Consider the following 26,950-nt stretch of genomic DNA (forward strand, 5'->3'; position numbering starts at 1 on the left):
GCTAAACTTTCCGCAACGTACTTTGCCTGATTTCTTCTACATTTTTGCAGCCTGCCAGCCCCATATTGAGCTCAAAGTCGGCCAGAAAATGTTGAAGCACTTCGCGGACTCCTGCCTCTCCACCGACAGCCAACCCAAAGGCATAAGGTCGGCCAATGCCGACGGCCGTTGCGCCCAAGGCAATTGCCTTGAAAGCGTCTGCACCGGAGCGTATGCCGCTGTCCATAAAAACAGGGATTTGACCGCCTACTGCCTGTACTACGTCGGGCAGGGCATCAATAGCGCCCACGGCACCGTCCACTTGCCTGCCGCCGTGGTTAGAAACCATGATGCCGTTGATGCCTTCGTCCACTGCCCGTCGTGCGTCGTCGGGGTGCAAAATGCCTTTTAATACAATCGGCAGTCGGGTATGTTCGCGCAGGAATCGCAGGTTGTCCCATGTGAGCGAAGGCCGCGAATAGATATTGACGAACAGCCGAACGGCAGCACGCGGCAAAGGCGAAAATAAATTGGCCAAAGGATTGCCCGGGAAAGCGCTTGCCATTTTCCAAAGCCCCGCAATAGCCTGCAAAGTAGGTTTGGGTTTGGTTTCCAAAGCCTGTGGCTGATGGAGTTGCTCCTGCACCAATCGCATGAAAACCGGGTCGGAGGTATATTGAGCAATGCCTTTGCCTTCCATGAACGGCAGATAGCCCAAGTTCAGGTCGCGGGGTCGCCAGCCAAGCATGGTGGTGTCCAATGTTACGGCGATGGCATCGCAGCCGCTTTTTTCGGCACGTTGTACAAGGCTTGTCACCAACTCATCGGATTTGCTCCAATAAAGTTGAAACCAGCGGGGGCTGCTGCCCATTGCGGCGGCGGCTTGCTCCATGGGTACGGATGCCTGATTGGAAAAAATGAAAGGAATGTTGAAAGCTGCTGCTGCTCGCGCCACTGCCAAATCAGCTTGGCTATGTACCATTTCAAGCACGCCTATCGGGCTGAGCAAGAAGGGGGAAGGCAGTTTTCTGCCAAAAACGGTGATGCTTGTATCGCGTTGCTCAACATTGCGCAGCATGTGCGGTACAATCTGCCAACGGTCAAATCCGCGGCGGTTGGCTTCCATCGTTTTTTCCAGCCCTGCCCCTCCGGCGATGTAGGCAAATGCTTTTTCCGACATGGCTTCTTTGCCTGCCCGGTATAGTTCGTTCCAATGTGCAGGAATCATCGGTGATTGTCCTGCAAAACCGTTTACATAAATGGTTCGCTGCCAGTTGAGAGCTGAAAAAAGAGACTGAGCCATAAGTAAAAGTCAATATTTGGGCAGTCAAATTATGGAAAGTGTGGCAACTCTGCAACCTCGCGGCCGAATCGGCACAGGGAATGCGTATTTTCTTGCAAATCAGTACACTGTTCCCTTATCTTTGCGAACTTTCAAGATTACCAAACCTGATTTACATAACGAAACCTAATCTACATGGAAAATTTGATTTACGCATTACCGGCGTTAGGGGCAGTAGGTCTCCTATACGTATTTATCCGCTCGGCGTGGGTAAATAAACAGGATGTCGGTTCACCAAAAATGGAGGGAATTGCAGCCCGCATTGCCGAAGGTGCAATGGCATTCCTGAAAGCCGAATACAAAATATTGGCAGTTTTTGTGGTAGCCGTGGCTATTTTGCTGGGTGTTTCTGCCAATGACCAAAACTCTTCACCGTTGGTGGCTGTTTCTTTCATCCTCGGTGCATTTTCTTCTGCATTGGCCGGCTTTATCGGTATGCGTGTGGCTACCAAAGCTAACGTGCGCACCACTGCCGCTGCCCGCACCAGCCTTGGCAAAGCCTTGGAAGTTGCTTTCGCAGGTGGTTCGGTAATGGGCATGGGCGTAGTTGGTCTGGGGGTGATTGGCCTGAGCATCCTGTTCATTGTGTACAGCAACATGTTCGGTGCTGACTCTGCCGAAAATGTAACCCGTGTAATTACCGTAATGACGGGCTTCTCTTTCGGTGCTTCTTCCATCGCGCTGTTTGCACGCGTAGGCGGTGGTATCTACACCAAAGCAGCGGACGTAGGTGCTGACTTGGTAGGTAAAGTAGAAGCCGGTATCCCCGAAGACCACCCGCTGAACCCTGCTACCATTGCCGATAACGTAGGTGATAACGTAGGCGACGTAGCCGGTATGGGCGCAGACCTTTTTGAGAGCTATGTAGGCTCTATCATCGGTACAATGGTGTTGGGCGCAGCCTTTATGAACGCCGAGTTCATCGGTTTAGACCAAAACTTTAAAGGACTTTCTGCCGTATTGCTGCCTTTGATGCTGGCTGGTGTAGGTATTTTGGTGTCTATCATCGGCACTTTCTTCGTGAAAGTAAAAGAAGGCGGCGACCCTCAAAAAGCGCTGAATATTGGCGAATTTGGTTCTTCCGGTATCATGGTAGTGCTTTCTTACTTCATCATTACAGGCATGCTGCCTGAAAAATGGGTGTTTAACGATGCCCTCTATGGCGTACAGCGCGAAATGACTGCCATGGGTATTTTCATTGCTACCGTGGTGGGTCTGATTGGCGGTGTTTTGGTAGGTATCATCACTGAGTACTATACCGGTATGGGCAAAAGACCTGTATTGTCTATCGTTCGCCAGTCTTCAACAGGTGCGGCTACCAACATTATTGCAGGTTTGGGTGTGGGTATGATGAGTACTGCACTGCCTGTATTGATTATTGCTGTTTCTATCATTTTGGCTTTCAACTTTGGCGGCCTGTACGGCATCGCAATTGCTGCGGTAGGTATGCTTTCTAACCTCGGTATCCAGTTGGCGGTAGATGCTTACGGTCCTATTTCCGATAACGCGGGCGGTATTGCCGAAATGAGCGAATTGCCTAAGGAAGTTCGTACACGTACCGATAAGTTGGATGCCGTAGGTAACACGACTGCCGCTATCGGTAAAGGTTTTGCCATTGCTTCGGCAGCCTTGACTGCTCTTGCGCTGTTTGGTGCCTATATGACTTCTGCCAAACTGCCTTCTATTGATATTTCTAAGGCTAACGTAATGGCCGGTCTGCTGATTGGCGGTATGTTGCCCTTCGTATTCTCAGCCTTGGCAATGGGTGCAGTAGGTCGTGCGGCAATGTCTATGATTCAGGAAGTTCGTCGCCAATTCAATGAAATTCCTCAACTGAAACGCGCCCTGGAAGTAATGCGTCGCAATGGCGATAAAGACCAGAAAGACTGGAGCGATGCCGACGTGAAGACATTCCAAGAAGCAGACGGCAAAGCCGAATACGGCAAGTGTGTGGCAATTTCTACACAAGCTGCCATCCGCGAAATGGTACTGCCCGGCTTATTGGCAGTGGCTGTTCCTGTTGTTATCGGTCTGATGCCCGGCATGGGCAAAGAAGCCCTCGGCGGTCTGCTGGCAGGTGTAACCGTTTCAGGCGTACTGATGGCTATCTTCCAGTCTAATGCAGGTGGCGCATGGGACAACGCGAAGAAGAGCTTTGAAGAGGGTGTAGAAATCAACGGTCAGATTTACTACAAAAAATCAGACCCGCACAAGGCAGCCGTAGTAGGCGACACCGTAGGCGACCCATTCAAAGATACTTCCGGCCCTTCGTTGAACATCCTGCTGAAACTGATTTCTATCGTAGCATTAGTACTTGCTCCGTTTATTGTGTAATTAATCAACAGGCATAAATCCGATTGCTGCAAGAGCCATCCTGAACCATTCGGGGTGGCTCTTGTTTTTCGTCCAAAAATTTTCAAGCGATATTTGCAGTGGTAAATCAACCGAAAAAACGACGAATCAAACACATTTTGCCTATTTGCTGTTATAAATAGGGTTAGCATTTCGGGATTCGGATTTTAAGCAGGTGAGCAGATTAACGCGTTCTTTTTCACCGTGGAGTGCGCAAAGGTTTAACCGCAGTGTACACAAAGAAAAAATTCATCATAAAAACACTCAGCGGCTCTTCGCGTAATACTCAGCAGACTTTGCGGTAAATTTGAAAGGTCGTTTTAAATTACTCACTTACTTATCGGGAAACAAACTGAACCCGAAAGGTTCGGAATTACATACATCAACACATGGAAAACAACTGGTTAATCAATACGCTTGCTCTGCTGGGCAGCTTTTTGGCGATGGAAGGCGTTGCATGGGCGCTGCACAAATATGTCATGCACGGCTTTTTATGGATACTGCACAAGTCGCACCACCAGAAAGACCACAGCCATTTTTTTGAGTGGAACGATTTGTTCTTTCTCTTTTTTGCCGTTCCGGGGGCTTATTTTATCTATCAGGGTATTGCGCAGTCCGATTTTCAGCTCTACATCGGCTTAGGTATTGCACTTTACGGGCTTGTTTACTTCATCGTGCATGATGTATTCATTCATCAGCGCTACCCGCCTTTGTTGCGGTACAGCAACAACCGCTATTTCAGGGCACTGCGCCGCGCACACCATGCGCATCACAAGCACATAGAAAAAGAAGACGGCGAGGCGTTTGGCTTATTGTGGGTAAGCCGCATGTATTTTGAAAAAGAAAGCCGCCAATAGTCAGTAAAATTTGCGCAAATAATTCCTGTCGGAGTTTCAAACCTGACAGGAATTACTTTATAAGCCCAGTTCCTTTGCACGATTCCAGTAAACATCCATCTCGGCCAGTGTCATCTCGGCCAGTGATTTCCCGTCTTTGCGGCTTTCGCTTTCCAGAAAATTGAAGCGGCGCGTGAATTTGAGGTTGGTTTTTTCCAATGCCGTTTCGGGGTTAATGTTGATAAACCGCGCATAGTTCACCAAAGCAAACAGCAGGTCGCCAAACTCACTTTCTATCTCCTGCTGATTGACGGTAGTTCCACTCTGCAATTCGCTTTTCAGCTCGTTCATTTCTTCCTCTACTTTTGCCCATACGTCGGCAGGTTTGTCCCAATCAAAGCCGACGGCGCGCGCCTTTTCCTGAATACGGATGGCTTTTACCAATGCAGGCAGCGACTGCGGAACACCGCTCAAAACTGAGGCTTTTTCTCCGGCAGCTGCTTTTTCGGCCATTTTCAGTTGTTCCCAATTGCGTTTGACCTCGTGTTCATCGGCGGCCTGCACGTTGCCGTAAATATGCGGGTGGCGCCGAATCAGCTTCTCGCACACCTGATGGATAACATCGGCAATATCAAAAGCAGATTGTTCGGCAGCTATGCGAGAGTAAAATACGATGTGCAGCAACAGGTCGCCCAGTTCTTTTTTGACTTCTTCCAAGTTATTGTTCAGGATGGCGTCGGAGAGTTCGTATGTTTCCTCGATGGTCAGGTAGCGCAGCGATTCCATCGTTTGTTTTTTGTCCCAAGGGCATTGTTCCCGCAGGTCGTTCATGATGCCCAGCAAACGGGCAAAGGCTTCTGCATACTTGGGGTGATGAGGTTCTACGGGCATGGATGTGTGAAATATGGTGAGATGAGAGGCAAAATTACGTTCAATCGGTATAAAATTGCAGCAAGTTTAAACAAGGCTTGTGCATACATAGTTAATTACCAAAATCAAATCAACAGCATGTGCCCCAAACAGGCGGAAGCCTATACATTCGTAGCATTAGAACCTTATCTGCGCGAGCAGGCATTTGTGCTCATGCCCGAACTGAAGCAGTTTCGGAAAACAACCGATGTCGGTTTTCAAAACCTGATTCTGTCGTTTTCCGGGCGCAATGAAACTTTTCTGGAAGTAAACATTGGCGTGCGTCACCATGCGGTTGAAGAATTGGCGCAGCAGTTTTTGGACAACTTGCCCGAATTCAGAAAAGAGGCTAACACACTGGTGGTTTCTATCGGCAAACTGTCCGATACCAAATATTTCCGCTACAAAATCAGTTGTCAGGACGATATTCACAACAGCGCACAGCAAATCATGGACTTTATGAATGAACGCGGCTTTCGCTTCTTGAATGAGTCCTGTTCGCTTGCCAGCCTGAATAAGATATTCAACGATAAACCGCACCTGCCCGTTAAGTACCTGTACAACCAAATCCACCGCTGTTTCAAGGCGATTATAGTAGCCCGCATGTGCCACCACCCGCAATTTATGGATTTGGTAGAATGTTACTTCGGAACGCTGCAAAAGTTGGGTGCTCCCGAACGCTCTCTGATGGAATACGACAGGCTTGCTAATTATCTGTTGCACTATTGCCCGAACTAATCTTACCGCGGCAATCGGAAGGCAATTACGTTAGATGCCAGAGGATTTAAACCCGTGAAAATCTCTACGCCGTTTTGATTGATGTAGCTTTCTCCGACTCTAGAGGAGCCGTAGCCGACTGCATAAACCATTTCTCCGCGCGCAAAACCGCGGCGAATAAAATCGCCAACCAGCAAATTCAACAAAAAAGCATCACTTTGAATGTTGATGGCCGAAACAGAGGCTTGATAATTGGTAGGCGATACGTTGGGTGTTTTGCCGAAAAACAAGCGCACTTCGCGACGCTGCAAAAAAGTACCTGCCGGCCTGATAGTTCCCGTAAAAGTTACAATTTCAAACTCTTCGGCAGGAGGAAAAAACATGTCTATTTCGGAGGCGATGGTAGTGGAAGGCTGCACCATGCGGATGGTACTCATGTCGGTTGTATTGTTGGACAGCACTCTGATGCCAAATTTGCGATACATGCTTAGGTTGGGGTGAGTGGCCTGCAACCAATAAGTGCCGGGCGGAACACCCTGAATATCAAAACGCCCCTCCGCATCTGTTCTTCCGGTAAAGTTTTCAATACCGTTCAGTTCAATATCTACCGAGGACTTGAAAGGCACTTCGCGCCCGAATTCATCAAAACTCGTGATAATGCCTTTTACTCCTCCGGGCGGCACAGGGATATTGTCATTGCGTGTGCAGGAAAAAAACAGCAGCACAGATGCCGATAATACGATTCGCAGGATATACATACTGCCTCCTTGTTTTCAGTTTTCGGAATTGACCTGTTGGCACTAATGGCAGCATGTTCTTTTGAGCCTGTCAATCGGTTCTAAGAAAGGACGCTGCACATGCAACTTTACCTAAGTTAGCAAACAATGCGTAGGCTTCAAATGTTGCGAAAAAAAAACAGCCGGACAAAATTGCCCGGCTGTTCGTATAGTTAATGGTTGGGTATTATGCTTTGGCACGTGCCACTTTTACAGGCGTTTTACCGGTTGTTGCAGCGCTTTGTTGCGGTGCGGCAGACGGCTCAATGCTGTCCATTGTATCGGTAACGATAGAGCTTGCTATGAAGATAGAAGAGTAAGTACCGAAAATAACACCCAGTAACATGGCAAACGAGAAGCCGCGCAGAACTTCACCACCGGCTATGAAGAGTACGAATACTACAAGGAAAGTGGTAAGCGCTGTGATAATCGTACGGCTGAAAGTATCGTTTACGGCCTTGTTCATGCCTGCAATCAGCTCGCCTTTGTTGGCAGCACCTCCCGACAACGACTCGCGAACGCGGTCAAATACAACCACCGTATCGTTGATGGAGTAACCGATAATTGTCAGAATTGCAGCGATGAATACCTGGTCTATTTCTACGCTGAAACCGAATACGCGGGCAATTGCCACACATGACAGTACGATGAGTACGTCGTGGAACAACGCCAATACGGCACCCAGACCAAACTGCCACTTGCGGAAACGCAGGAAGATATAGGCAAAAATGGCCAGCAGCGATGCAATGATGGATTCCAATGCAGAGTCGCGAATATCGCTGGCAATGGTTGCACCTACTTTAGATGAACTCAAAATCTGAGGGTTCAGGTTGCTGTAATTTTTCAAACCTTCGTTCAAGGCAGCCAGTACTTTTTCATCTGCCGCATCCGAATCATCGTCAATCAGGTAAGTGGTTGTAACTTTCACCTTGTTGTCGGTGTCGTAAGTTTTTACTTCGGTGCCTTGTCCGCCAAACGAAGCAGTCAGTTTAGAGCGAACATCGGAGGCAACCACATTTTCCTTAAATTCAACCACATAGGTTCGGCCACCTTTGAAGTCCACACCCAAATTCAGCCCCTGTGTCAGCATCAGCACAAGACCGATGGCAATCACAACACCGGAGAAAGCATAGGCAATTTTGCGCTTGCCGATGAAATCAACACCTTCAATGCGGAAAGCATTCAGCGTGAACGGCGTAGCAAATGAAAGTTTGCTTTCCGCGCCCTTGCGATGAGTCAGCATGTACACAATCACACGCGATACGTACACAGCGGTAAAGAATGAGCAGAAAATACCGATAATCAAGGTGATAGCAAAGCCTTTAATCGGTCCCGTACCGAGCGTGTAGAGGAAAAACGCGGTGAGCAAAGTGGTCAGGTTGGAGTCAAAAATAGACCAGAAAGCACGCTCATAGCCTAACTCGATGGCTTCCAAGAGCGGTTTTTGGTTGCGGATTTCTTCGCGGATGCGTTCAAATACAAGCACGTTTGCGTCCACCGCCATACCGATGGTCAGCACGATACCTGCAATGCCGGGCAGTGTCAGGGCTGCTTCAAAGTTGGCAAGAATACCCACAATGAAGAAAATGTTGAACAACAGTGCGCCGTTAGCAACCAAGCCCGAACCTGCGTAGTAAATCGCCATGAACAGTACGACAGCCAAGAAACCAACCACAATTGAAATCAAACCCTGCTGAATGGCTTCGCGACCCAATGAAGGCCCTACAACGGCTTCTTCCACAATGCGCGTAGGAGCAGGCAGTTTACCTACTTTGAGGATGTTGGCAAGGTCTTGTGCTTCCTCTATGGTGAAGTTACCCGAAATGGAAGAGTTACCGCCTGCAATTTCAGACTGCACTACGGGGGCAGAGTACACGTTGTTGTCCAACACAATGGCGATGCGGCGGTTTACGTTAGCGCCTGTGAGTTTTTTCCAGATTTTGCTGCCTTCGGCATTCATCACCATTTGCACATCGGGTCTGCCGCGGTCGTCGAAGCCTTGCCGTGCGTCTTTGATAGCTTCGCCGTCCAAAGGTGCTTGGTTGCCGCGCGATTTTTTAATCACATACAACGTGTAATATTGCTTGCCCTGCTCTTCAAAAGTAGGCTTCACGCCCCACAAGAACTTAACGGTCGGCGGGATTGCCGGCGCCATTGCAGGGTCAAAAATGATGTCGTTTACCGCAGCGGTATCTTGTGCTTCATAAATGAGTTCAAAGTAGTTCGGATTGACGCGCACCAACTTGGTAAACAACGCTGATGCATTCTGACTCATGGCATTGTTCAATGAATCAATCATGCGTTTGGCAATGGCGGCAGAGTCTTCCGCAGGGGCAGGTTTAGCAGCCACTTTTGCGCTGTCGCCCGCAGCTTTGAGCGTATCGGCGCCGTCGGTGAGCGATGCCAGCGCATTATCGGTGGCAGGCGTAGCAGATGAAGCGGCTGCACTTGTTTTTTTCTTGCTTACGGCAAAATCGTTGATTTTTTGCAGGAATTCGCCGTATTCGTTGGGTTCGTATACTTCCCAGAATTCCAATTTGGCAACGCCTTGCAAAAGTTTACGCACGCGTTCGGGGTTATCAACGCCCGGCAATTCTACCTGAATGCGACCCGTTCCGGGGATGCGCTGTACGTTCGGGTTGGTTACACCGAATTTGTCAATACGAGACTTCACGATGCGGTAAGAACGCTCAATAGCGCCTTCAACTTCGGTAGTAATAATGCGCTTGATTTCCGGTTCAGGTGTTTTGAAATCAATAACGCCTTGGTTAGCAGAGTTTGCAAAAATTTTGCTCAGCTGATTAGGCCCTGCCAATTTTTCGTACTCATCAAAGAAAATTTCGGTGAAAGTACGCTGACTGCCGACTGCCAACTTTTGCGTATTGGCAAGTGCCTGTAAAAAGTTAGGGTCTTTGCTGTCGCCCGACATGGCTTTGATAACGTCCACAGGCGAAACTTCCAGCACTACGTGCATACCACCTTGCAAGTCAAGCCCTAAGTGCAGTTCAAAATCTTTTACTTCTTTGAGCGTAAACTTGGCAAAGCCTAAGTTGTACACGGGCAAATTCCACAACGAATCGTAATAACGTTGGCGCTTGTTGTAATTGATGTTGCCTTTGCTGTCCATGGCGTAGGCGTTGGCATCTTTCTGAATGTTGTACGATACCAGCGAAAACGACAGATAGAACAAACAAAGCAGCGTTATAATCACGGTAAGCGTGATGATAAAACCTCTGTTTCTCATGGTTTGAAAGTTGGAAATAAAATTTGGTAAACGGATTTACAAAGTTGAAAATAAGTTTGCCTGAAAGGCTTCGGGTTAAAAATGCGGAATACAGTCGGCAGAATTTACTGCCGAAGGCTGAATCGGTTGGCTCACCTGCTACGGTGCATTGGGAAGAATCAGCGTTTCAAACAACGCTTCTACATATACGGGAAGCGCAATCTGATGCAAGGGCTTTGGGGCGGGCAGTTCGCATACCGCCGACAAGAGGAAGAACAAAGGCACTTGCAAATGCCACTTGGGAATGGCACATTGTACACCGCTGCTAATAACTGCCTCTAAATCAGAGGCTTCGCTGACAATCGTGCGCTTGCCGCTCTCTTCGGGCGAATCGTTTGCGGCAGCCTCATCGCTTGCCTGCGCCGCTGCAACGGCATCTTTCTTCTTAACGGGCTGTACCTGATGAACCTGCAACAACGATAGCGGATACACCGCCAGCGTGTAAAATACCAGCAGCAGCATCCCGATGCTTCGTCCTATCGCCAATTTCGTCTGTTGCATGTTTCGGAAAGGTCGGCAAATGTAGGTTTTTTCCGACATTTCGCAAACGGTACAGCGTTTTTGACTCTCAACTCTCAAAAATGCAGGTAATAATCGGCAAGCAGTTGGCGCATGGCGGCCGAATAGCTGCCGTCGGGCAAGTGGATATAATGATGGACTTCTACGCTGTTTACACACGGCATTTTACCGAATTTGAGCAATGCAATGTGTGGCGGCTGCCCTTCGCGCGCTGCCCAATGCTGCGATTCGTGCAACAGCAAGCCGCTGCGGGCTGCCTGCAAAACAAACCCGTCGGCAGCAGCGGCAGGCAGCAACACAAAAAAACAGCCGTTCGGATGCAGGTGGGCGGCTGCTATGCTTGCCAATTCTTCATGCAGCAAAGTAACGGTATGCCGTGCCGCGTTGCGCTGTTCCTGCGGCGAGTGCAGGCTGCGATGAAAAAACGGCGGATTGCTGAAAATAGCATCGTAGGGGCTTGTTGCGTTTGGCAAAAAGTCTTGCACCGATTGGGCAAATACGCAGATTTGTGCGCCGAAAGGCGATTCGGCAACGTTTTCCCGTGCTTGTTCGGCGGCGGCGCTGTCTAACTCTACGGCATGAATCAGCAGGCGGGGGGCTTGTTGCGCCACCATCAGCGAGAGCAGCCCCGTACCCGTACCGATGTCTAACGCCGTGCCGATTGCGCCTTGCAACCGTTCAGCCACCCACGCCCCGAAAATGCAGCCATCGGTACTGACTTTCATGGCGCAGCGGTCTTGCGCTATGCGAAACTGTTTGAATGCAAAAAACGGATTTTTAGGCATTGTCCAAAGTTAAGCAACAGAGTAGATTAAACCCGACAAGTCGGGAAAAACCTGTCGGGTTTGTGCATAAATACAAATCTCTGCCAAGGTTAGCCCCCGACAGAGATTTTGAACGGAGAATCTTACGTAAATAGCAATTAATGCGGCAGTTTTTCGCGGAAGAAACCGTAAACCCATGTGCCCGCAATGGCGCTGAGTAAGGTTACGATGATGGCAGTAGCACCTGTGCCGATTTGGGCAAACAGCGGACCCGGACATGCGCCGGTAATGCCCCAGCCCAAACCAAACAGCAAACCGCCAATGATTTGTCCTTTGTTGAAGGTTTTCGGATGGAACGTAATTTCCTCGCCCTCAATGGTTTTAATTTTGAATTTCTTAATCAGCCAAATACTGATGACACCGACCATTACCGCACTGCCAATCACGCCGTACATGTGGAATGATTGCAGTTTGAACATTTCCTGAATGCGGAACCAGCTTACGATTTCGGCTTTGACGAACACAATGCCAAACATGATGCCTACTACCATGTATTTCAGGTTATCGTACCATTTGTGCTCAATATGGCTTTCATTGACGCACATGGCATCCAGCGAACGCACTTCAAAGTCGGTATTTTCCGCTACTTGTTGTTCTGTTGTTGTATCTGTGGGTTGTTGCAACATAATCTTTCAGTTTTTAAACGATTAGAGAGAAAGGATATAAGGCAGAATCACGTTTACCATTGTAAAGCCGCCAATCATGAAGCAAATGGTTGCCACCAATGAAGGCCATTGCAAAGTGGAAAGACCCATAATAGCGTGTCCGCTTGTACAGCCGCCTGCATAGCGCGTGCCGAAACCTACCAAAAAGCCGCCCACTACCATCATCACAAAGCCGCGCGGGGTAGTCAGTGCTTCCCAATTCATGAGTTGCATGGGCACTAAGTTGCTGTAATCGGTGATGCCGTATTTGGCAAGGTCTGCCACCAAATCGGGGTGTACAACCATAGGTTCAGGATTCGCCAAGAAATGCGCCGCAATGAAGCCGCCTACTAAAATACCTGCCACAAAAAATAAGTTCCACAATTCCTTTTTCCAATCATACTTAAAAAATGGGATGTTGGCAGGCATACAGGCAGCACATACGTGCCGCAACGAAGACGATATACCGAAAGATTTGTTACCTAAAATCAATAAAGCCGGAACAGTCAGTCCAATCAATGGCCCTGCTACGTACCAAGGCCATGGTTGTTTAATCAGTTCAATCAAATTCATGCAGTACAGTTTTTTTAGATTAATTAAGCAAATTGTTTGATGATGCGTGTCAGTTCGTGTTTAGGCACTACGCCGCTTTGTCGCCACAGCACTTTGCCGTTTTTAAAAAGCATCAGCGTAGGAACACCTCTGATTTGATAAGCCTGCGCCGCATGCGGATTTCTGTCCACGTCAATTTTGATGATGCTTGCCGCGTCGCCTACTTCGCTTTTCACTTGGTCAAGAATCGGCGCCATCATTTTGCATGGGCCGCACCAAGTGGCAAAGAAATCTACCAGCACAGGCTTGTCGCTGTTAATCAGTTCATTAAATTTCATAACGGATAAGAAGTTAGTTTATTGGACTAACGCATTGACGTTCTGCCAAGTTCCCCCGTTGATAACATTTGTAAATCCGTTTTGCTCCAAGATGGCTTTGGCTTGGCTGCTGCGGTTGCCGCTGCGGCAGAACACCACAATGTGCTTTTTACCTTTGAAAGAAGCTAATTTTTTCTGCACTTGGTCTAACGGAATATTGACTGCGCCTTTGGCTGTTCCTTGCGCAAATTCGGCAGGGGTGCGCACATCTACCAAGAATGCGCCTTCTTTGATAGCAGCGGCTAATGCGCCGTCATCGGTCTGAGCAAACAGGTTTTTAAACAAGTTGAACATAAGTATGAGTGTTATGGTGATTACGATTCCGAAAATAAATTTGCGATTTTGCATAATTCTGACACAAAATTAGAGGGTTGAAAAAATTCGGTCAGCTACTTTGGTTACACAGCAGCTGACTTAGGCAAAAACCGTTTCTTTGATGATGATGTAGATGCCCATTACCAGCACAAACCAGCCGAATGCAGGCTTGAGTTTTGCGCCGTCAATGCGTTTAGAAAGTGCAGTGCCTACGAAAATACCGCCAATGGCAAAGGCGGAAACTAATGCCAAAAAGCCCCAGTGAATCACCGTTTCGCTGCTTTCACCGAAAAACCCGATGAGCGACTTGGCAGCAATGATGACAAGCGAAGTGCCTACTGCCTCTTTCATGGGCAGTTTGCTCAGCACGACCAATGCAGGAATAATCAAAAAGCCGCCGCCTGCACCAACCAGCCCCGTAAGCGCACCCACAACCAAGCCTTCAATCAGAATCAGCGGGTAGTTGAATTGCTGTTCGCCGTTGGTTTCTGTGGCAGCAGGCTTATTGTCTTTTTTAATCATGCTGTATGAGGCAGCAATCATCAGCACGGCGAATAAAACCATCAGCAACAGGCTTTTGGTAACGGTAAATTCACCGATGGAAAAAATTTCTTTGGGAATGGCGGGCACAATGTAAGCGCGGGTCAGGAACACTGCCACAATAGAGGGGATACCGAACACAATCGCAGTGCGGATGTTTACCAACCCTTTGCGGAAGTAATCAAAAGAACCGACAGCACTTGTCAGCCCGACGATAAAAAGTGAGTAGGCAGTGGCAGTAACTGCGTCCACTGCAAAAAGATAAACCAAAACGGGCACGGTCAGGATGCTGCCGCCGCCGCCAATCAAACCAAGCGAAATACCAATGAGGATTGAAGCCAGATAGCCGATATATTCCATATTTGTCGTTTTTTCTGCCGCAAAGTTCGGCAATATCGGCACGGCGAACGGTTACTTTGGTTACAGAACCGTGATTTTGTTCCGCCCCAGCTGTACGGTGCCGTTTTCTTCCAACTTTTTCAGCAGCCGCGAAACCACCACGCGGGCAGTACCCAACTCATTGGCTAATTGCTCATGAGAAACGTTCAGCGTTTTGCTGCCTGTGAGCGCTACCTTGCGGTTGAGCAACGACAGCAGGCGCTCGTCTACCTTGTGGAAAGCAATTTCGTTGATAATTTCCAGCAGTTCCTCAAAGCGCTTGTGATAGAGTCGGAAAATGTAGTCTAACCACTGCGGAAACTCTTTCATGAGCGACATGACCTTATCCAACGGCAGAAAAAGGATTTCTGCATCTTCTTCCACTTCGGCGCGCACCTTGCTTTTTTCGTTGTGGATGCCGCCCAAAAACGACATGATGCAACTTTCGCCCGCTTTGATGTAGTACAGCAGGATTTCGCGCCCGTCTTCTTCGGTGCGAATCACGCGGATGCTGCCCTCTGCCACAATCGGGATGGCTTTGATGTAAGAATTTTCACTCAAAATTACGTCGCCCGCCTTGTAGTGCTTGATTTTGCTGTACTCATAGAGCTTGGCAGTCAGTGCGGGGGACGATTTAAAAGCGGAAACACTGTCGGAATCGTACATGGCGGTTATATAGACGGGAATAATTGATTAAATATGATGCAATTCAAACGCAAATTCGTAGCTGATGACGCTTTTTTCCTTCTGATTTTTCTTCCAAGCCTCTTCCGAATGACTTAGCTTGATAATATCGGCGGTGCTTGTTTCTTTGAAAATTGCAGCAACTTTTTCCAAAGTTTCCAACTCTTTTGCCGTAAACAGCGATGCATTAAACGGACGGTCTTTTCTTGCAACAAATTGTTCGCCTGTGTATCCCTGCGGAAATTCGGTCATCAGAATATCAACTTCGTTCCGATTGGCTAAGTATTCAAACAAGCCTTGAAAATTGTTGGGAACAGGTCCCATGCTGATGGCTTTGTAACGCATGCCGCTGATGGAAAAGCAACTTTCCCGAAACATTAAGAAATCTGCATAAAACAGCAGTTTGTTCATTTTTGTTTTAAACGGCGAAATTTTTTCGGCAAAAAAGACAACCATTTCCGTAAATTTTTCAAAGCACGGATTTCTGTATCCTGAGTAAATATCTGCCGCATGACCGCCCGAAAGATACTCTTTCAGGCTTCGGTCAAGAAGGGTGCGTTGGCGCTCTTCTGCCAACTCTTGCGCTTTGCGGATATATTTTGCTTTGGTTTTATCGTCTAAAGTGGTGCATAATTCCGTCATCTCAATAAAAACCTTCGGGTCGCTTACCATTTGAATCAGTTTTGCATTTGCCGTGCTTGGTATTTCGCCCGCCTCATATTGGCGATAGGTATTGATGCCTAACCCCAAAATTTCGGACATTTTAGCCGCCGACAGTCCGTACATTTTTCTGATGCCGATAATTTCATCGGGAAAAGGGATGTTATGCTTTGCACGGTATTGGTTGTAAACCTGATTGGTATTGATTTCGTCTAATGCGGTGGTAGTAAATTGTTCCCCGCTGTCTTCACATTTGTAACAGTGGAAAACAATTTCAAATGATTCCTTTCTGAAATCTACTGACCTGCGCTCTTTGGTCAATATCATTTCCTTACCTGTAATTGGGCTTTTCATGGTTGGTTACTTTAACGGGTAATTCATTTTGCGCTCTGCCGGATGAAAGGAAATACAGATAACACTGCTGCCCGGAATACCCATCGTAATTTTAATGTACACTTCCTTTTTCTTTATCTTTTTGCCAAATACCCACATTTCAGCACCTTTGTATAGTTTGTCTTCCAGTGGTCCTTCGCTGTAATCTTTGGGTTGCAAGGCTTCAAGAACGGCTTTGCGGTCGTTGGGGCGAAGTTCCAAATCAATGAGAGCCTGTATGTTTTTCCCGCGTTCATCGCGAAAAACCACATCCCAAATTTTCATTTTTTCTTTGAAGTCTTTCAGAAAGGCAGCAACCTCTGCTTCCGTGCGCATAAATCAGGCTCTACAAATATATGAAACGATTTCATTAATCCAACTTTAAAGTGATTAAAGGCGTATGAAAACAGTTTTTTGCAACTTTAAAGTAATTTTAGCGGTGCTTGTACGATTCCCTGCCCACCGTAAAATAACCCCAAAAACCGCATTCTCAAATACCGTTTGTTCCTAACAAAACCTGCTGCCGTTAGTTTTGTGGTAAACAAGTGAAGATTCCCTATGAACCCTTATATCAGCCGATTGCAGGCTACCATAGAACCTGTGCGCCAACAGGTAATTCATCACCCGACCTATGCAGCCATCCGCGATGCGGAAAGTTTGCAAAAATTTATGCAATATCATGTGTTTGCCGTGTGGGATTTTATGTCGCTTTTGAAAGCGCTGCAAAATAACCTGACTTGCACGCGCACGCCTTGGTTTCCCGAAGGCAATGCCGATACGCGCTTTCTGATTAACGAAATCGTAGTGGGCGAAGAGTCGGACGTGGACTTTTACGGCAATCGCAAGAGCCACTTTGAAATGTATCTGGATGCGATGCAGCAATGCGGTGCGGATATTTCAGCCATTGAAATGTTTACCGCCACGCTGCGCCAAACGGGCGATATGGAAAAAGCCTTTGAAGTGGCACGCGTTCCCGAAGCTGCCCGCCAATTTGTGCGCTATACCTTTGAGGTGATTAACGGCAATGAGCCGCACGTACAGGCTGCCGTGTTTACCTTCGGACGCGAAGACCTCATCCCGCAAATGTTCCTTTCCATTATCAACGAAATTTTTCAGGATACCCCCGAAAAAATCAGCCTGTTCAAATACTACTTGGAACGCCATATTGAAGTGGACGGCGACCACCACAGCCATTTGGCGCTGGAAATGACCGCCCACCTCTGCGGCGATGATGCCTTGCGCTGGCAACAAGCCACCGAAGCGGCACAAAAAGCCTTGCAAATGCGCGTCGCCCTCTGGGACGGCGTACTGGCAGAAATTGAGCAGACAATGGAAGTGTAAAAGAATTAGGATTATCGGATGGCGGATTGTCGGATTAGGCGGCAATCCGCTTTTTGTTTAGTGTGGGGCAAACTTTATTTATTTCGTCTTTTATTCGTAGACAAAAAGTTTGTCAATTAAGATGACGGCAATCGCTCAATCCGACCGAATGGTACGCACAACTGTGCGGATTGCACTTGTCGTCATTGTTTTTGTAGCAGCGCTGTTGCCGTTTTCTAAAAGCCGCAACCGCATCAGGTCTGATGAGTTCATTAATTGGACAGACCAAGAAATTCTACACGCTTACGATACAACCACCAATTCGGTATTGAAGGAAAAACTTAGAAAGGAACAAAAAGCACGCGGATTGCGTAATCAAAGAAAGCAAAGATGATGCACGATTTGGCATTCATAGAAACACAACTGCAAAGCCCTTCGTTGAAGCGGCGCACGGATTTTATTGCAACCTATGATTTTCCCGAACAATACAATGCTTTCTATCGTGATTACATTCGCCGAAACCTGCAAAATCCGCCCCGCGACAGTTGGTTTTTGATTGCATTGATTGAACTTGCGGAAGATATTCATTTTTTTGAGCCTGATATTCCAACTCTGCTGTGGCAACTGTACGACAGTCGGCGCACGGCAGTGTATTTAAAATTAACCGTTTTGGATTATTTTCTTGCCTATCCCGTTGTATCGGGCGAATCGGCGGAATGGGAAAAAAACTATCGCAAGCGACTGCAAAAGGCGACAAATGAGCTTATCAAATGCCAATTGTTGGTGAATTTATTGAAAATCAATCTCTTAAAAGAGCCGTATTGGCATAAGTTGCTAACCGTTGTCGGCAGAACAAGCGATTACCGCGTAATTATTCGCACGCTAAACAGCCTGCAAAAATTACCCGACCTCTTGCCTATTCATCGCAAAAACCTCACGGCAGTTGTTCGGGAAAATCCCTTGTCGCAATTCCGCGCAGTTACCGATGCGCTGCTTAAATTTGAGGCATATTAAGCCCTCATCATGAAGCCGTACTTGCAACTGATGCGTCCGCCCAATTTGCCGACTGCCATGTCCGACGTGGCGGCGGGGGCTGCCGTTGCTGCTTTTTTTGTCAGCGAACAACTGCCCGACTGGGCACTGTTGGAAGAACTTTCGTGGGGGCATTTGTCGTTGCTGCTCTTTGCTACGGTCTGCCTCTATGCGGGCGGCGTGGTGATGAATGATGTATTTGACGCCGATATAGACGCGGTAGAACGTCCCGAACGCCCGATTCCTTCGGGGCGCGTGCCATTGGAAAATGCCCGAACCATGGGGCTGACGCTGCTGCTGGCGGGCGTGCTGGCATCTTTCACCGTGAATGCACTTTGCGGCGGGGTTGCACTTACGGTTGCACTGCTGGCACTTGTTTACGACCGCTACGCCAAACATCATGCTTTCTGGGGACCGTTTACCATGGGGCTGTGCCGTGCAGGAAATCTGCTGTTGGGCATGAGCTGGACGGGGCAATGGCAACCGATTTACATGCTGATTGTGACCGCGCCACTGGCATACATCGCTTCCATTACCTACGTCAGCCGTTTTGAGGTGCGCGGCGGCAATGCCCAAAAACTTGGCAGAACTTTTATGTGGGAATTATGGGCAATCACTGCACCGAATATATTAGGCAACAGCGTTGCAAACAACCTGTGGCAACCCATACCTTTTGTCATACTGCTGATGGTGCTCATTACCCCGCCGCTTGCCAAAGCGCAAAAAGAACCTACCCCCGAAAACATCAAAAAAGCGGTCAAATCGCGCGTGATAGGGCTTATTGCGCTCAATGCTGCATGGGCTGCGGCTTTCGGCGGCTGGCAATGGGGCTTGGCGGTGCTGATGTTGATGCCCATTTCGCGCCTGCTGGCAAAAACTTTTGCCGTTACTTAGTCATTGTTTCTCTCATATTCTTATGCGCTTCACAGTCGTTATCCTGCTGTTGATTTCCAACTGCTTCATGACCTACGCGTGGTATGGTCATTTGAAAGATTTCAAAGACAAACCTTTGTTCTACGTCATCCTGATTTCGTGGGGCATTGCATTTTTTGAATACATGGTGCAAGTGCCCGCCAATCGCTGGGGCAGCACGATTTACAACCCCGTAGAGTTGAAAACCATTCAGGAAGTCGTCAGCCTGCTGATTTTCATGCTGTTTTCGGTTTTTTATCTCAAACAGCCTTTTCAGTGGCAGTATTTGGCAGGCTTCACGCTGATTTGCGCGGGTGCCTACCTGATTTTTGCAAGGTGAGAAAGTGAACGGTTTCAACCGAATTTATTCAAATCCGCCGGCAGGGATTCCATAAAAGCCTGTTAACCGTCAGAGACGCTAACAGCGCTTTCAACAAAAACGACGTTTGAAATTGTTCAAGTCCTTACTTCATCCATTTGCTGTTTTTGACCATCGGGAAGGGGTAATTGCTGCCTAAGCGGATGCCGTAGCGCTGCAATTCATCGCGGCTCAAATCGCCGACCACGTGGACGGTTGCCGCAGGAACGGGTTTGAGCACGGGCAGCCAATGTTTAACAAATTCGCCGTTGGGGTCGTATTGCTTTGCCTGTTTCAAAATGTTGAAATAGCGGTCTTCGCGCGGGTCGTTGCCGATGCCCGCTACGTAGTTCCAATTCCCCCAATTGCTGCAAACGTCGTAATCCAGCAGGGCATGTTCAAAGTACATAGCCCCCCATCGCCAATCAATTTTCAGGTCTTTGACCAAAAAACTTGCTACGTTCTGCCTGCCGCGGTTGCTCATAAAGCCCGTAGCGGCTAATTCCTGCATATTGGCATCAATGAACGGAATGCCTGTTTTGCCTTCCATCCACTTTTGGAAAAGGCTTTCGTTTTGTATCCACTGTTGCGCCTTTATGTCTTGCTTGATTCCGCCTTTTTTGAACAAGCGCGTGCCGTATTTGAGGGCTACAAAGCGGAAATAATCGCGCCAAATAAGCTCAAAAATCAGCCAGTAGGTGCTGTCGTTTTTGACGCGTTTGGCTTCGTATTGCCGCACTTGGTCAAAAACATAGCGCGGCGAAAGGCAGCCCAAAGCCAGCCAAGGCGAAAATTTGGACGAAAAATCAGCCCCCAGCAGCCCGTTGCGGGTTTCTTTATAGACTTTGAGCAGGTCTTGTTTCCAGAAATATTGTTGCAGCCGTTCCAATGCAGCCGTTTCGCCGCCTTTGAAAGTTACCAGCGTGCGGCTGTCTTGTTCGGGTGTTAGTAATCCCAAGTCTTCAAGGGTAGGAATGTTGCCGATTTCCACCGTAACGGGGTTGGGTTTGGCAGGTACGGGGAAAATATCGCGCACACGGGCGGCTTTTTCGGTCTGTTTGCGAAATTCCGTGAACACGTCGGGCAGCAACCCGATATTGCGGAACGGGATGTCGTCCACGTGGTAAAGCGTGCTTTGCCAAAAGGTGAACATGCGCGCCCCGCGCTGTTGCAAAACACTTTCAACGGCTTGCTCATCAGCTAATTCTTCGGAAGTAACTTCCTGCGAAGTATAGAGCAAGGTTGCGCCCGTAGCACTTTGCAGTTCGGCGACCACGTCGGCGGGCTGCCCTATGCGCACCACCAAGTTGCTGCCGATGCTTTGCAGCCTTTGGCGCAAGTCGGCAACGGATTCTAACAGAAACTGCGCCCTTCGCGCCCCCGTTTTGGTGAATCCCAAAGGGGTAGAGGCAAATTGGCGCGGGTCTATGCAAACAAAAGGAACAACGTTTTTTGTGCGAACGGCGGCTTTGTAGAGTGCTTCGTTATCGTGCAGGCGCAAATCGTTGCGCAGCCAAACCAATACAGTATTTTCCATCAGGGGTAATAACCAATGTGGAGGGGAATTGTTAAATCATTTGAACCCTCACCTCCACCTGTGAAATACGATATCTCCCACAATCTCCGGTTGGCGGTAGGTCATTTGACCAAACTCATCGGGATGCAGGCGACTGACGGCACGGGCGCTCAACGGATTGTCCGCATCTAAACGCGCGCCAAGCAGTTCGGCAGGCAGTACAGTAAAAATGGGCGTAAAAAAGCCTTTTAATTCAGGAATATCTGCATATTGCCCGTTCAAAACAAAGCCAATGTAAGGATGGAACAGATTGCACAAAACAATCAGTTCATCATTGGGTTGCATGAGAAAAACGGCCGCATCGTGGTTGCCGCCATAGCCCTGCGAAGCCCTGACAAAGCCTTGCAGTACAAAGCGACTGTCTGCATGGGCAAGCGTTTCGCAAATATCCGCAAATGCCAGCGATGTTTCTGCCGTACCTGTCCGTCCATTTGCAGGCGCGTATCCCGTAATCCCCAAAGGGAAAATGATTTCCATGCTTTTTGTTAAGTCGCTTTTTCGGAATTGTTAAAAATTGGTTGCTTTCTTTGCCAAACGGTGCAATAAGGTCAAATTCGGAATAATTTTTTCGCAAAACAAGCAAAAGTAGTTAAACATCCGACAGCTTTCTACGTTAATACTTAAAATCAAAATGCTCGTCATGCATACTTTTTCTGTGGCGCAACGCGCTGACCTGTTGCACGTTGTTTCGGAACAAAATTTTGAACTTATCATTATCGGCGGCGGCATTACAGGCGCGGGCATTGCGCTGGATGCAGCAGCAAGAGGCATTAAGACCCTATTAGTAGAAAAAGGCGACTTTGCAGGCGGAACAAGCAGCCGCTCTACTAAGCTCATTCACGGCGGATTGCGCTATTTGAAGCAGATGGAAGTCGGGTTGGTGATGGAAACGGGCAGAGAGCGCGAAGTACTGCACCGCAACGCCCCGCATTTGGTTGTGCCTGAAAAAATGCTTTTGCCGCTCATTAAAAACGGCACTTACGGACCGCTGGCAACTTCTTTCGGTTTGTGGGTGTACGACAAGTTGGCGGGCGTAAAAGACAATGAGCAGCGTGTCATGTTAGACAAAGCGCAAACCGAACAGCAAGAGCCGCTATTGCGCACTGACATATTGGAAGGCGGCGGACTTTATATTGAATACCGCACCGACGATGCCCGACTGACCATAGAAGTTATCAAACAAGCCGTTGCGCACGGGGCAATTTGTCTCAACTATTTGCAGGCAAACGGCTTTACTTACAACGAACAAGGAAAAATCAACGGCGTAGTGCTGGCTGACCAACTCGGCGGCAAAACCCTGACTGCCTACGCCGATGTGGTTGTCAATGCCGCAGGGCCTTGGGTAGATAAGGTGCGCGCCAAAGACACCACTAAGCCCAATACCAACAAACACCTGCACCTGACCAAGGGCGTGCATGTGGTTGTGCCTTACTACCGCATTCCGCTGCGGCAGTCGGTGTATTTTGATGTTCCCGGCGGACGTATGATGTTTGCCATTCCACGCGGGCACGTGGTGTACCTCGGCACAACAGATACTTCTTACTATGACTCTCCCGACCAACCGCAGGCGACGCAAGAAGACGTGGACTATATCCTCTCATCAGTGAACAGTATGTTCCCTACGGTACAACTCTCGGTAAAAGACGTGATGTCGTCGTGGGCAGGTTTGCGCCCGCTGATTCATGAAGAGGGCAAATCGCCGTCGGAACTGTCGCGCAAAGACGAAATTTTTGTTTCCGAAGGCGGGTTGATTTCCATTGCAGGCGGCAAACTGACGGGCTATCGCAAAATGGCTGCCCGCGTTTGCGACCGCGTAGCCAAGTGGTTGCAGGCGCACCGAGGCAAGACAACACATCCCGCCGCTACCGACCAAATCAGCCTGTGCAACAATGCCTTTGCCGATAGGCAAGCCGTAGAACAATACACGGCACAAATTGCGGCACGAATCGTGCCCGATGGCTTGGATAAATCCTATGCGCAGTTTTTGGTGTTCAACTTCGGTGCGGCAACCGATGCCATTTTGGCAACTTTTGACCGCATCAAATCGCAATATGACGATGTACGGGTAGCAGTTGCCATTGCCGAATTAGACTACTGCTACCGCCACGAAATGGTTGCCACCGTTAGCGATTTTCTGATTCGCCGCACAGGGCGTTTGTACTTCCATCGCCGCACGGTTGAGCCGCTCGTTCGCCCGTTGGCTTTGCAGTTGGCTGCATGGCAAAATCTGCCCGCTGCCGTCGCCGAAACTTGGGAAGCCGATTTTCTGAAAACCTATCGGGCAGCCGTTGAGTTTTTACCTGCGGAAGCCGACTCGGCAATGGTGGCGTAAGCAATCAAGGTCTCAATCCGCTGACGGGGCTTTCAGCCGCCGACAGGGATGCTGCGAAAGCCTGTTAGCCGTTGCAGACGCTAACAGTGCTTTTAACGCGAAATATTTGCTAATCAAAATGAAACATTAGCGCAAAAATGCACACCTTTAAATTGTATTTTTCCGATGCGGGTAAATTTGTAGAGCCAACGCATGAGTTGTCCCTAGACGTACTACACAAAACAGTATCAAACTTTTCCAAGACGATATCGCGAAACTCGCGTTAAAAATGTAACCCCAAAAAAACCAATTCACACATGGATAAATTCACATTTTACAACCCCACAAAAATTGTTTTTGGCGTTGATACAATTGCAACGCTGCCGGAGCATTTGCCCGCGGGTGCAAATATTATGTTGCTTTACGGCGGGGGCAGCATCAAGCAAAACGGTATTTATGAGCAGGTTAAACAAGTACTTGCCAACTTTACACACACCGAATTTTCGGGCGTAGAACCCAACCCGAAATATGAAACCCTGATGCGTGCCGTAGAACTTGGGCGTGCGGAAAAAATCAATTTTATTTTGGCAGTAGGCGGCGGCTCGGTGCTGGATGCGGCAAAGTTTATTGCCATGGCAATACCTTACCAAAAAGGCGACCCTTGGGAAGTTTTGGTGAAGCGCATCGGCAGCACCATTAAAGAGGCTGTACCCATCGGCACCATTCTGACGCTGCCCGCAACAGGCTCGGAGATGAACCCCAACTCGGTTATCAGCCGCGAATCTACCCGCGAGAAGTTGTCGTTTGCTTCGCCTGCCTGCTATCCCGTGTTTTCTATTTTAGACCCTGCGGTTGTGCGCAGCATCCCGCAGCGGCAGATTGCCAACGGTATTGTGGATGCTTTTACGCACGTGATGGAGCAATACCTGACCTACCCTGCCGATGCGCCGCTGCAAGACCGCTTTGCGGAAAGCATCCTGCAAACGCTGATTGAAGAAGGGCCTAAGGTACTTGCCAATTCTAACGATGCGGTGGCAGCGGGGAACTTCATGTGGTGCACCACCATGGCACTGAACGGCTTGATTGGCAAGGGAGTACCTAACGACTGGGCAACGCACATGATTGGCCACGAACTGACAGCTCTGTTCAACATTGACCACGCCCGCACGCTGGCGATTATTGCGCCGAACCTCTACCGCGTACTGTTTGCGTTCAAGAAGGAAAAGCTGGTACAATACGCCGCCCGCGTGTGGAACATCACCGAAGGCAGCGAAGAGGAGCGCGCTCAAGCCGCCATTAGCCGCACGGTGGAGTTTTTTCACAGCCTCGGTATTCAAACCCGCCTTTCGGATTATACATCGGACTATGCGGGCACTGCCGAAGAAATTGTCAGCCGATTTACGCGCCGCAACTGGCTCAAATTGGGTGAAAACGGCAACGTTACCATTGAGCGGGTAAAAGAAATTGTGGAAATGAGCTATTGATTATCCAAAGGCAGCGTGAAACAAAACATGCTGCCTTTGCCTTCTATACTCTCAGCGCGGATGCTGCCGCCATTTTTTTTAACCATATTTTTCACCATTGCCAAGCCCAACCCTGTGCCTTTTTCTCCTGCTGTTCCGCGTGAACTGAGGCGTTCACCGTTGAAAAGCCGTATCAGGCGCTCGGCACTGATGCCTACACCGGTGTCTCTGACAATAATTTCGGCCATCTGATTTTTTGCGGTAGCCTGTATGGTTACAACGCCGCCCGACAAGGTGAATTTGATAGCATTGGCAATCAGGTTGCGAATAATTGCCGACAGGTGGTTGGTATCTGCCCGAACTTTTATATCGGGCGGCACTTCGTTGCGCACGCTGATGTTTTTGGCTTGTGCCACGTTACCCAAAAATTCGGTGATTTGCCGAACGGCATCTTGCAGATTGATACCTATGGGGTGCAATACCTCGCCTTCCATTTGGCTTTGCGTCCATGCCAGCAGTTCCTGCAAGGTTTCGTCGGTGGCGTTAAACTGCCGTTGCAATTCTTTGCGAATCATTTCCAATTCCTCGCCCTTCAAAATATCGGGGTTGAGAACGTCTATGGTAGTTTTCAGGGCTGCCATCGGGCTGCGCAAGTCGTGGGCAATCATCAGGAAAAGCCTGTTTTTGAAGTCGTTCAGTTCTGCCAGTTTTTGCGATTGGCGCTCTATTTCGGCACTTTTTTGGATTAAATCGCGGCTTAATCGGCGTTTTTCCAACATACTGCGCGTCATCAATACGGCAAAAATCAGGATGATGACAATTGTAGCAAGGAGCGCGTAGTTATAGCGTTTTTCTTCCTGAACAGCCTTGTCTGCCAACTCTTTTTCCTTGGTCAGCAGAGCTATTTGTGTTTGTTTGAGTTCATTCTGAAATTGTGCATCCAGAAAAGCGATAGTTTCTTCGTTCTTTTCGGCGAAAATGGAGTCCTTTAATGAGGTGTATTGCTTGTAGTAGTGAAGCGCTTCGGCAAACTGTCGTTGTTTTTCGTAGGTGTTTGCCAAGCCGATATAAGCGCGCTGTACTTCCAATCTGATACCTGTACGTTTGGCAATTGCGAGTGCATCTTCAAAAACAACCTGCGCGCTTGCCGGAATGTTGGTTGCCAAATAAGCCTCTGCAAGGCTGTTGAGTGCTTCGGCAAGCCCATATTGATTATTGATTTCGCGGTGCAAACGGGTTGCCTCTTGGAGGGTTCGGATGCCGATAGGGACTTCTCCTCTGCGCGTGTAGAGTTCTCCCAAATACAGATAGACATAGCCCAAAATGCGTTTGTCGTTAATTTCTTTGGCCAAAGCCTCTGCTTGGTTCAGATAAATCAGTGCGCTGTCGTAGTTTTTTTGCCGCAGGTAAATCATACCCATGTTGCGGAAACTGGTGGCAATCCCTTCCTTGTCGTTGAGTTTTTGCTTAATGGCGAGCGATTTCTGATTATAAAGCATTGCCTTTGCCCAATCACCTTTGTCTAAGTACACATTGGCAAGGTCGTTATACCGAAAGGCAATAAGTTGGCGGTCGTTAATGCTGTCCGCTATGTCCAGCGACTGCAAATGATAGGTAATGGCAAAATCGTATTTTCCCTGTCGGTATGCCATCATGCCTTGGTAGCCGATGGCACGTGCCAATCCTCTGGCATATCCTATTTTTTCGGCAAGTTCGCGTGCTTGACGGGCATAAGAGGCAGCCCGCACTACTTCAATATTTCTCAGTGCAAAGGCCAAATTGTTGAGCACCTGCACCCGCGAGGAGTCGGTAAGGGTATAAGTTGGCGATGATTGCAGCAATATTTTTTCTAAACTGTCGGCATAGCGCTTTTGTGCCTGCATAACTCCTATTTGCAGACATAGGAAGATTACAATTGC

Annotated in this window: 27 protein-coding genes; 10 read left to right on the forward strand and 17 right to left on the reverse strand. The window is 48.5% G+C overall.

All coding sequences use genetic code 11. The annotated features are described in order from the left end of the window. Position 1 precedes the first annotated feature (1 nt). Positions 2 to 1,282 (reverse strand): alpha-hydroxy-acid oxidizing protein, encoded by a 1,281-nt coding sequence (locus NDK19_RS05790; RefSeq protein WP_250630903.1) that lies wholly within the window; start codon positions 1,280 to 1,282, stop codon positions 2 to 4. A 174-nt stretch (positions 1,283 to 1,456) separates the two neighbouring features. Between NDK19_RS05790 and NDK19_RS05795 the strand changes: the two genes are divergently transcribed. Beyond that, positions 1,457 to 3,655, forward strand: a complete 2,199-nt coding sequence (locus NDK19_RS05795; RefSeq protein WP_250630904.1) for a sodium-translocating pyrophosphatase — start codon at positions 1,457 to 1,459, stop codon at positions 3,653 to 3,655. Between the two features lie 407 nt (positions 3,656 to 4,062). Continuing rightward, positions 4,063 to 4,530 (forward strand): sterol desaturase family protein, encoded by a 468-nt coding sequence (locus NDK19_RS05800; protein WP_250630905.1) that lies wholly within the window; start codon positions 4,063 to 4,065, stop codon positions 4,528 to 4,530. A 57-nt stretch (positions 4,531 to 4,587) separates the two neighbouring features. On the opposite strand, the gene mazG is transcribed toward NDK19_RS05800, so the two are convergent. After that, positions 4,588 to 5,400 (reverse strand): nucleoside triphosphate pyrophosphohydrolase, encoded by an 813-nt coding sequence (mazG, locus tag NDK19_RS05805; protein ID WP_250630906.1) that lies wholly within the window; start codon positions 5,398 to 5,400, stop codon positions 4,588 to 4,590. Between the two features lie 117 nt (positions 5,401 to 5,517). Between mazG and NDK19_RS05810 the strand changes: the two genes are divergently transcribed. Next, positions 5,518 to 6,156 carry a hypothetical protein gene (locus NDK19_RS05810; RefSeq protein ID WP_250630907.1) on the forward strand — a complete coding sequence of 213 codons (639 nt, stop codon included), beginning with the start codon at positions 5,518 to 5,520 and terminating at the stop codon, positions 6,154 to 6,156. 2 nt (positions 6,157 to 6,158) lie between these two features. Here NDK19_RS05810 and NDK19_RS05815 read toward each other — a convergent pair whose 3' ends face one another. The 12 genes from NDK19_RS05815 to NDK19_RS05870 form a co-directional block, all read right to left on the reverse strand. Continuing rightward, on the reverse strand, positions 6,159 to 6,893 hold the full coding sequence (locus NDK19_RS05815; RefSeq protein WP_250630908.1) for a carboxypeptidase-like regulatory domain-containing protein: 735 nt from the start codon (positions 6,891 to 6,893) through the stop codon (positions 6,159 to 6,161). Between the two features lie 205 nt (positions 6,894 to 7,098). Beyond that, the gene (secDF, locus tag NDK19_RS05820; RefSeq protein ID WP_250630909.1) at positions 7,099 to 10,155 is read right to left on the reverse strand and encodes a protein translocase subunit SecDF; all 3,057 of its coding nucleotides are present in this window, start codon (positions 10,153 to 10,155) and stop codon (positions 7,099 to 7,101) included. Positions 10,156 to 10,293: 138 nt separating this feature from the next. After that, positions 10,294 to 10,695 (reverse strand): hypothetical protein, encoded by a 402-nt coding sequence (locus NDK19_RS05825; protein ID WP_250630910.1) that lies wholly within the window; start codon positions 10,693 to 10,695, stop codon positions 10,294 to 10,296. Positions 10,696 to 10,769: 74 nt separating this feature from the next. After that, positions 10,770 to 11,498 (reverse strand): tRNA1(Val) (adenine(37)-N6)-methyltransferase, encoded by a 729-nt coding sequence (locus tag NDK19_RS05830; protein WP_250630911.1) that lies wholly within the window; start codon positions 11,496 to 11,498, stop codon positions 10,770 to 10,772. A gap of 137 nt (positions 11,499 to 11,635) precedes the next feature. Next, positions 11,636 to 12,082: a DUF6691 family protein gene (locus NDK19_RS05835; protein WP_250631005.1), complete on the reverse strand. Its 447-nt coding sequence runs from the start codon at positions 12,080 to 12,082 to the stop codon at positions 11,636 to 11,638. A gap of 102 nt (positions 12,083 to 12,184) precedes the next feature. Further along, complete coding sequence (locus tag NDK19_RS05840; RefSeq protein ID WP_250630912.1) at positions 12,185 to 12,754, reverse strand: YeeE/YedE family protein; 570 nt, start codon at positions 12,752 to 12,754, stop codon at positions 12,185 to 12,187. A 23-nt stretch (positions 12,755 to 12,777) separates the two neighbouring features. Further along, on the reverse strand, positions 12,778 to 13,071 hold the full coding sequence (gene trxA, locus NDK19_RS05845; RefSeq protein ID WP_250630913.1) for a thioredoxin: 294 nt from the start codon (positions 13,069 to 13,071) through the stop codon (positions 12,778 to 12,780). Between the two features lie 18 nt (positions 13,072 to 13,089). After that, positions 13,090 to 13,404 carry a rhodanese-like domain-containing protein gene (locus NDK19_RS05850; protein ID WP_250630914.1) on the reverse strand — a complete coding sequence of 105 codons (315 nt, stop codon included), beginning with the start codon at positions 13,402 to 13,404 and terminating at the stop codon, positions 13,090 to 13,092. Positions 13,405 to 13,524: 120 nt separating this feature from the next. Further along, the gene (locus tag NDK19_RS05855; RefSeq protein WP_250631006.1) at positions 13,525 to 14,325 is read right to left on the reverse strand and encodes a sulfite exporter TauE/SafE family protein; all 801 of its coding nucleotides are present in this window, start codon (positions 14,323 to 14,325) and stop codon (positions 13,525 to 13,527) included. Positions 14,326 to 14,385: 60 nt separating this feature from the next. Next, positions 14,386 to 15,009: a Crp/Fnr family transcriptional regulator gene (locus NDK19_RS05860; RefSeq protein WP_250630915.1), complete on the reverse strand. Its 624-nt coding sequence runs from the start codon at positions 15,007 to 15,009 to the stop codon at positions 14,386 to 14,388. Positions 15,010 to 15,036: 27 nt separating this feature from the next. Further along, on the reverse strand, positions 15,037 to 16,041 hold the full coding sequence (locus NDK19_RS05865) for a type II TA system antitoxin MqsA family protein (RefSeq protein WP_250630916.1): 1,005 nt from the start codon (positions 16,039 to 16,041) through the stop codon (positions 15,037 to 15,039). A gap of 6 nt (positions 16,042 to 16,047) precedes the next feature. Next, on the reverse strand, positions 16,048 to 16,395 hold the full coding sequence (locus NDK19_RS05870) for a hypothetical protein (RefSeq protein WP_250630917.1): 348 nt from the start codon (positions 16,393 to 16,395) through the stop codon (positions 16,048 to 16,050). A 222-nt stretch (positions 16,396 to 16,617) separates the two neighbouring features. Between NDK19_RS05870 and NDK19_RS05875 the strand changes: the two genes are divergently transcribed. From NDK19_RS05875 to NDK19_RS05895, 5 genes are all read left to right on the forward strand, one after another. Further along, positions 16,618 to 17,400: a DUF3050 domain-containing protein gene (locus NDK19_RS05875; protein WP_250630918.1), complete on the forward strand. Its 783-nt coding sequence runs from the start codon at positions 16,618 to 16,620 to the stop codon at positions 17,398 to 17,400. Between the two features lie 121 nt (positions 17,401 to 17,521). Further along, positions 17,522 to 17,773 (forward strand): hypothetical protein, encoded by a 252-nt coding sequence (locus tag NDK19_RS05880; protein ID WP_250630919.1) that lies wholly within the window; start codon positions 17,522 to 17,524, stop codon positions 17,771 to 17,773. Further along, positions 17,770 to 18,393 (forward strand): hypothetical protein, encoded by a 624-nt coding sequence (locus NDK19_RS05885; RefSeq protein WP_250630920.1) that lies wholly within the window; start codon positions 17,770 to 17,772, stop codon positions 18,391 to 18,393. Before NDK19_RS05880 ends, NDK19_RS05885 begins: the two co-directional genes overlap by 4 nt. Positions 18,394 to 18,402: 9 nt before the next feature. Continuing rightward, positions 18,403 to 19,305, forward strand: a complete 903-nt coding sequence (eboC, locus tag NDK19_RS05890) for a UbiA-like protein EboC (protein ID WP_250630921.1) — start codon at positions 18,403 to 18,405, stop codon at positions 19,303 to 19,305. A gap of 22 nt (positions 19,306 to 19,327) precedes the next feature. Further along, entirely contained in the window at positions 19,328 to 19,663 is a 336-nt protein-coding gene (locus NDK19_RS05895; protein WP_250630922.1) for a DMT family protein, read from the forward strand. 124 nt (positions 19,664 to 19,787) lie between these two features. On the opposite strand, the gene NDK19_RS05900 is transcribed toward NDK19_RS05895, so the two are convergent. Then, on the reverse strand, positions 19,788 to 21,218 hold the full coding sequence (locus NDK19_RS05900) for a DASH family cryptochrome (RefSeq protein ID WP_250630923.1): 1,431 nt from the start codon (positions 21,216 to 21,218) through the stop codon (positions 19,788 to 19,790). Positions 21,219 to 21,266: 48 nt separating this feature from the next. Further along, the gene (locus NDK19_RS05905) at positions 21,267 to 21,734 is read right to left on the reverse strand and encodes a hypothetical protein (protein ID WP_250630924.1); all 468 of its coding nucleotides are present in this window, start codon (positions 21,732 to 21,734) and stop codon (positions 21,267 to 21,269) included. Positions 21,735 to 21,897: 163 nt separating this feature from the next. On the opposite strand from NDK19_RS05905, the gene NDK19_RS05910 reads away from it, so the two are divergent. Continuing rightward, entirely contained in the window at positions 21,898 to 23,589 is a 1,692-nt protein-coding gene (locus NDK19_RS05910) for a glycerol-3-phosphate dehydrogenase/oxidase (RefSeq protein ID WP_250630925.1), read from the forward strand. Positions 23,590 to 23,885: 296 nt separating this feature from the next. After that, entirely contained in the window at positions 23,886 to 25,052 is a 1,167-nt protein-coding gene (locus NDK19_RS05915) for an iron-containing alcohol dehydrogenase (RefSeq protein WP_250630926.1), read from the forward strand. Here the strand turns inward: NDK19_RS05915 and NDK19_RS05920 are convergent. Further along, positions 25,046 to 26,914 (reverse strand): tetratricopeptide repeat-containing sensor histidine kinase, encoded by a 1,869-nt coding sequence (locus tag NDK19_RS05920; RefSeq protein WP_250630927.1) that lies wholly within the window; start codon positions 26,912 to 26,914, stop codon positions 25,046 to 25,048. The two genes, NDK19_RS05915 and NDK19_RS05920, sit on opposite strands and share 7 nt — an antisense overlap. Between the last annotated feature and the right edge of the window lie 36 nt (positions 26,915 to 26,950).

Source organism: Rhodoflexus caldus (assembly GCF_021206925.1).
GTDB lineage: Bacteria > Bacteroidota > Bacteroidia > Cytophagales > Thermoflexibacteraceae > Rhodoflexus > Rhodoflexus caldus.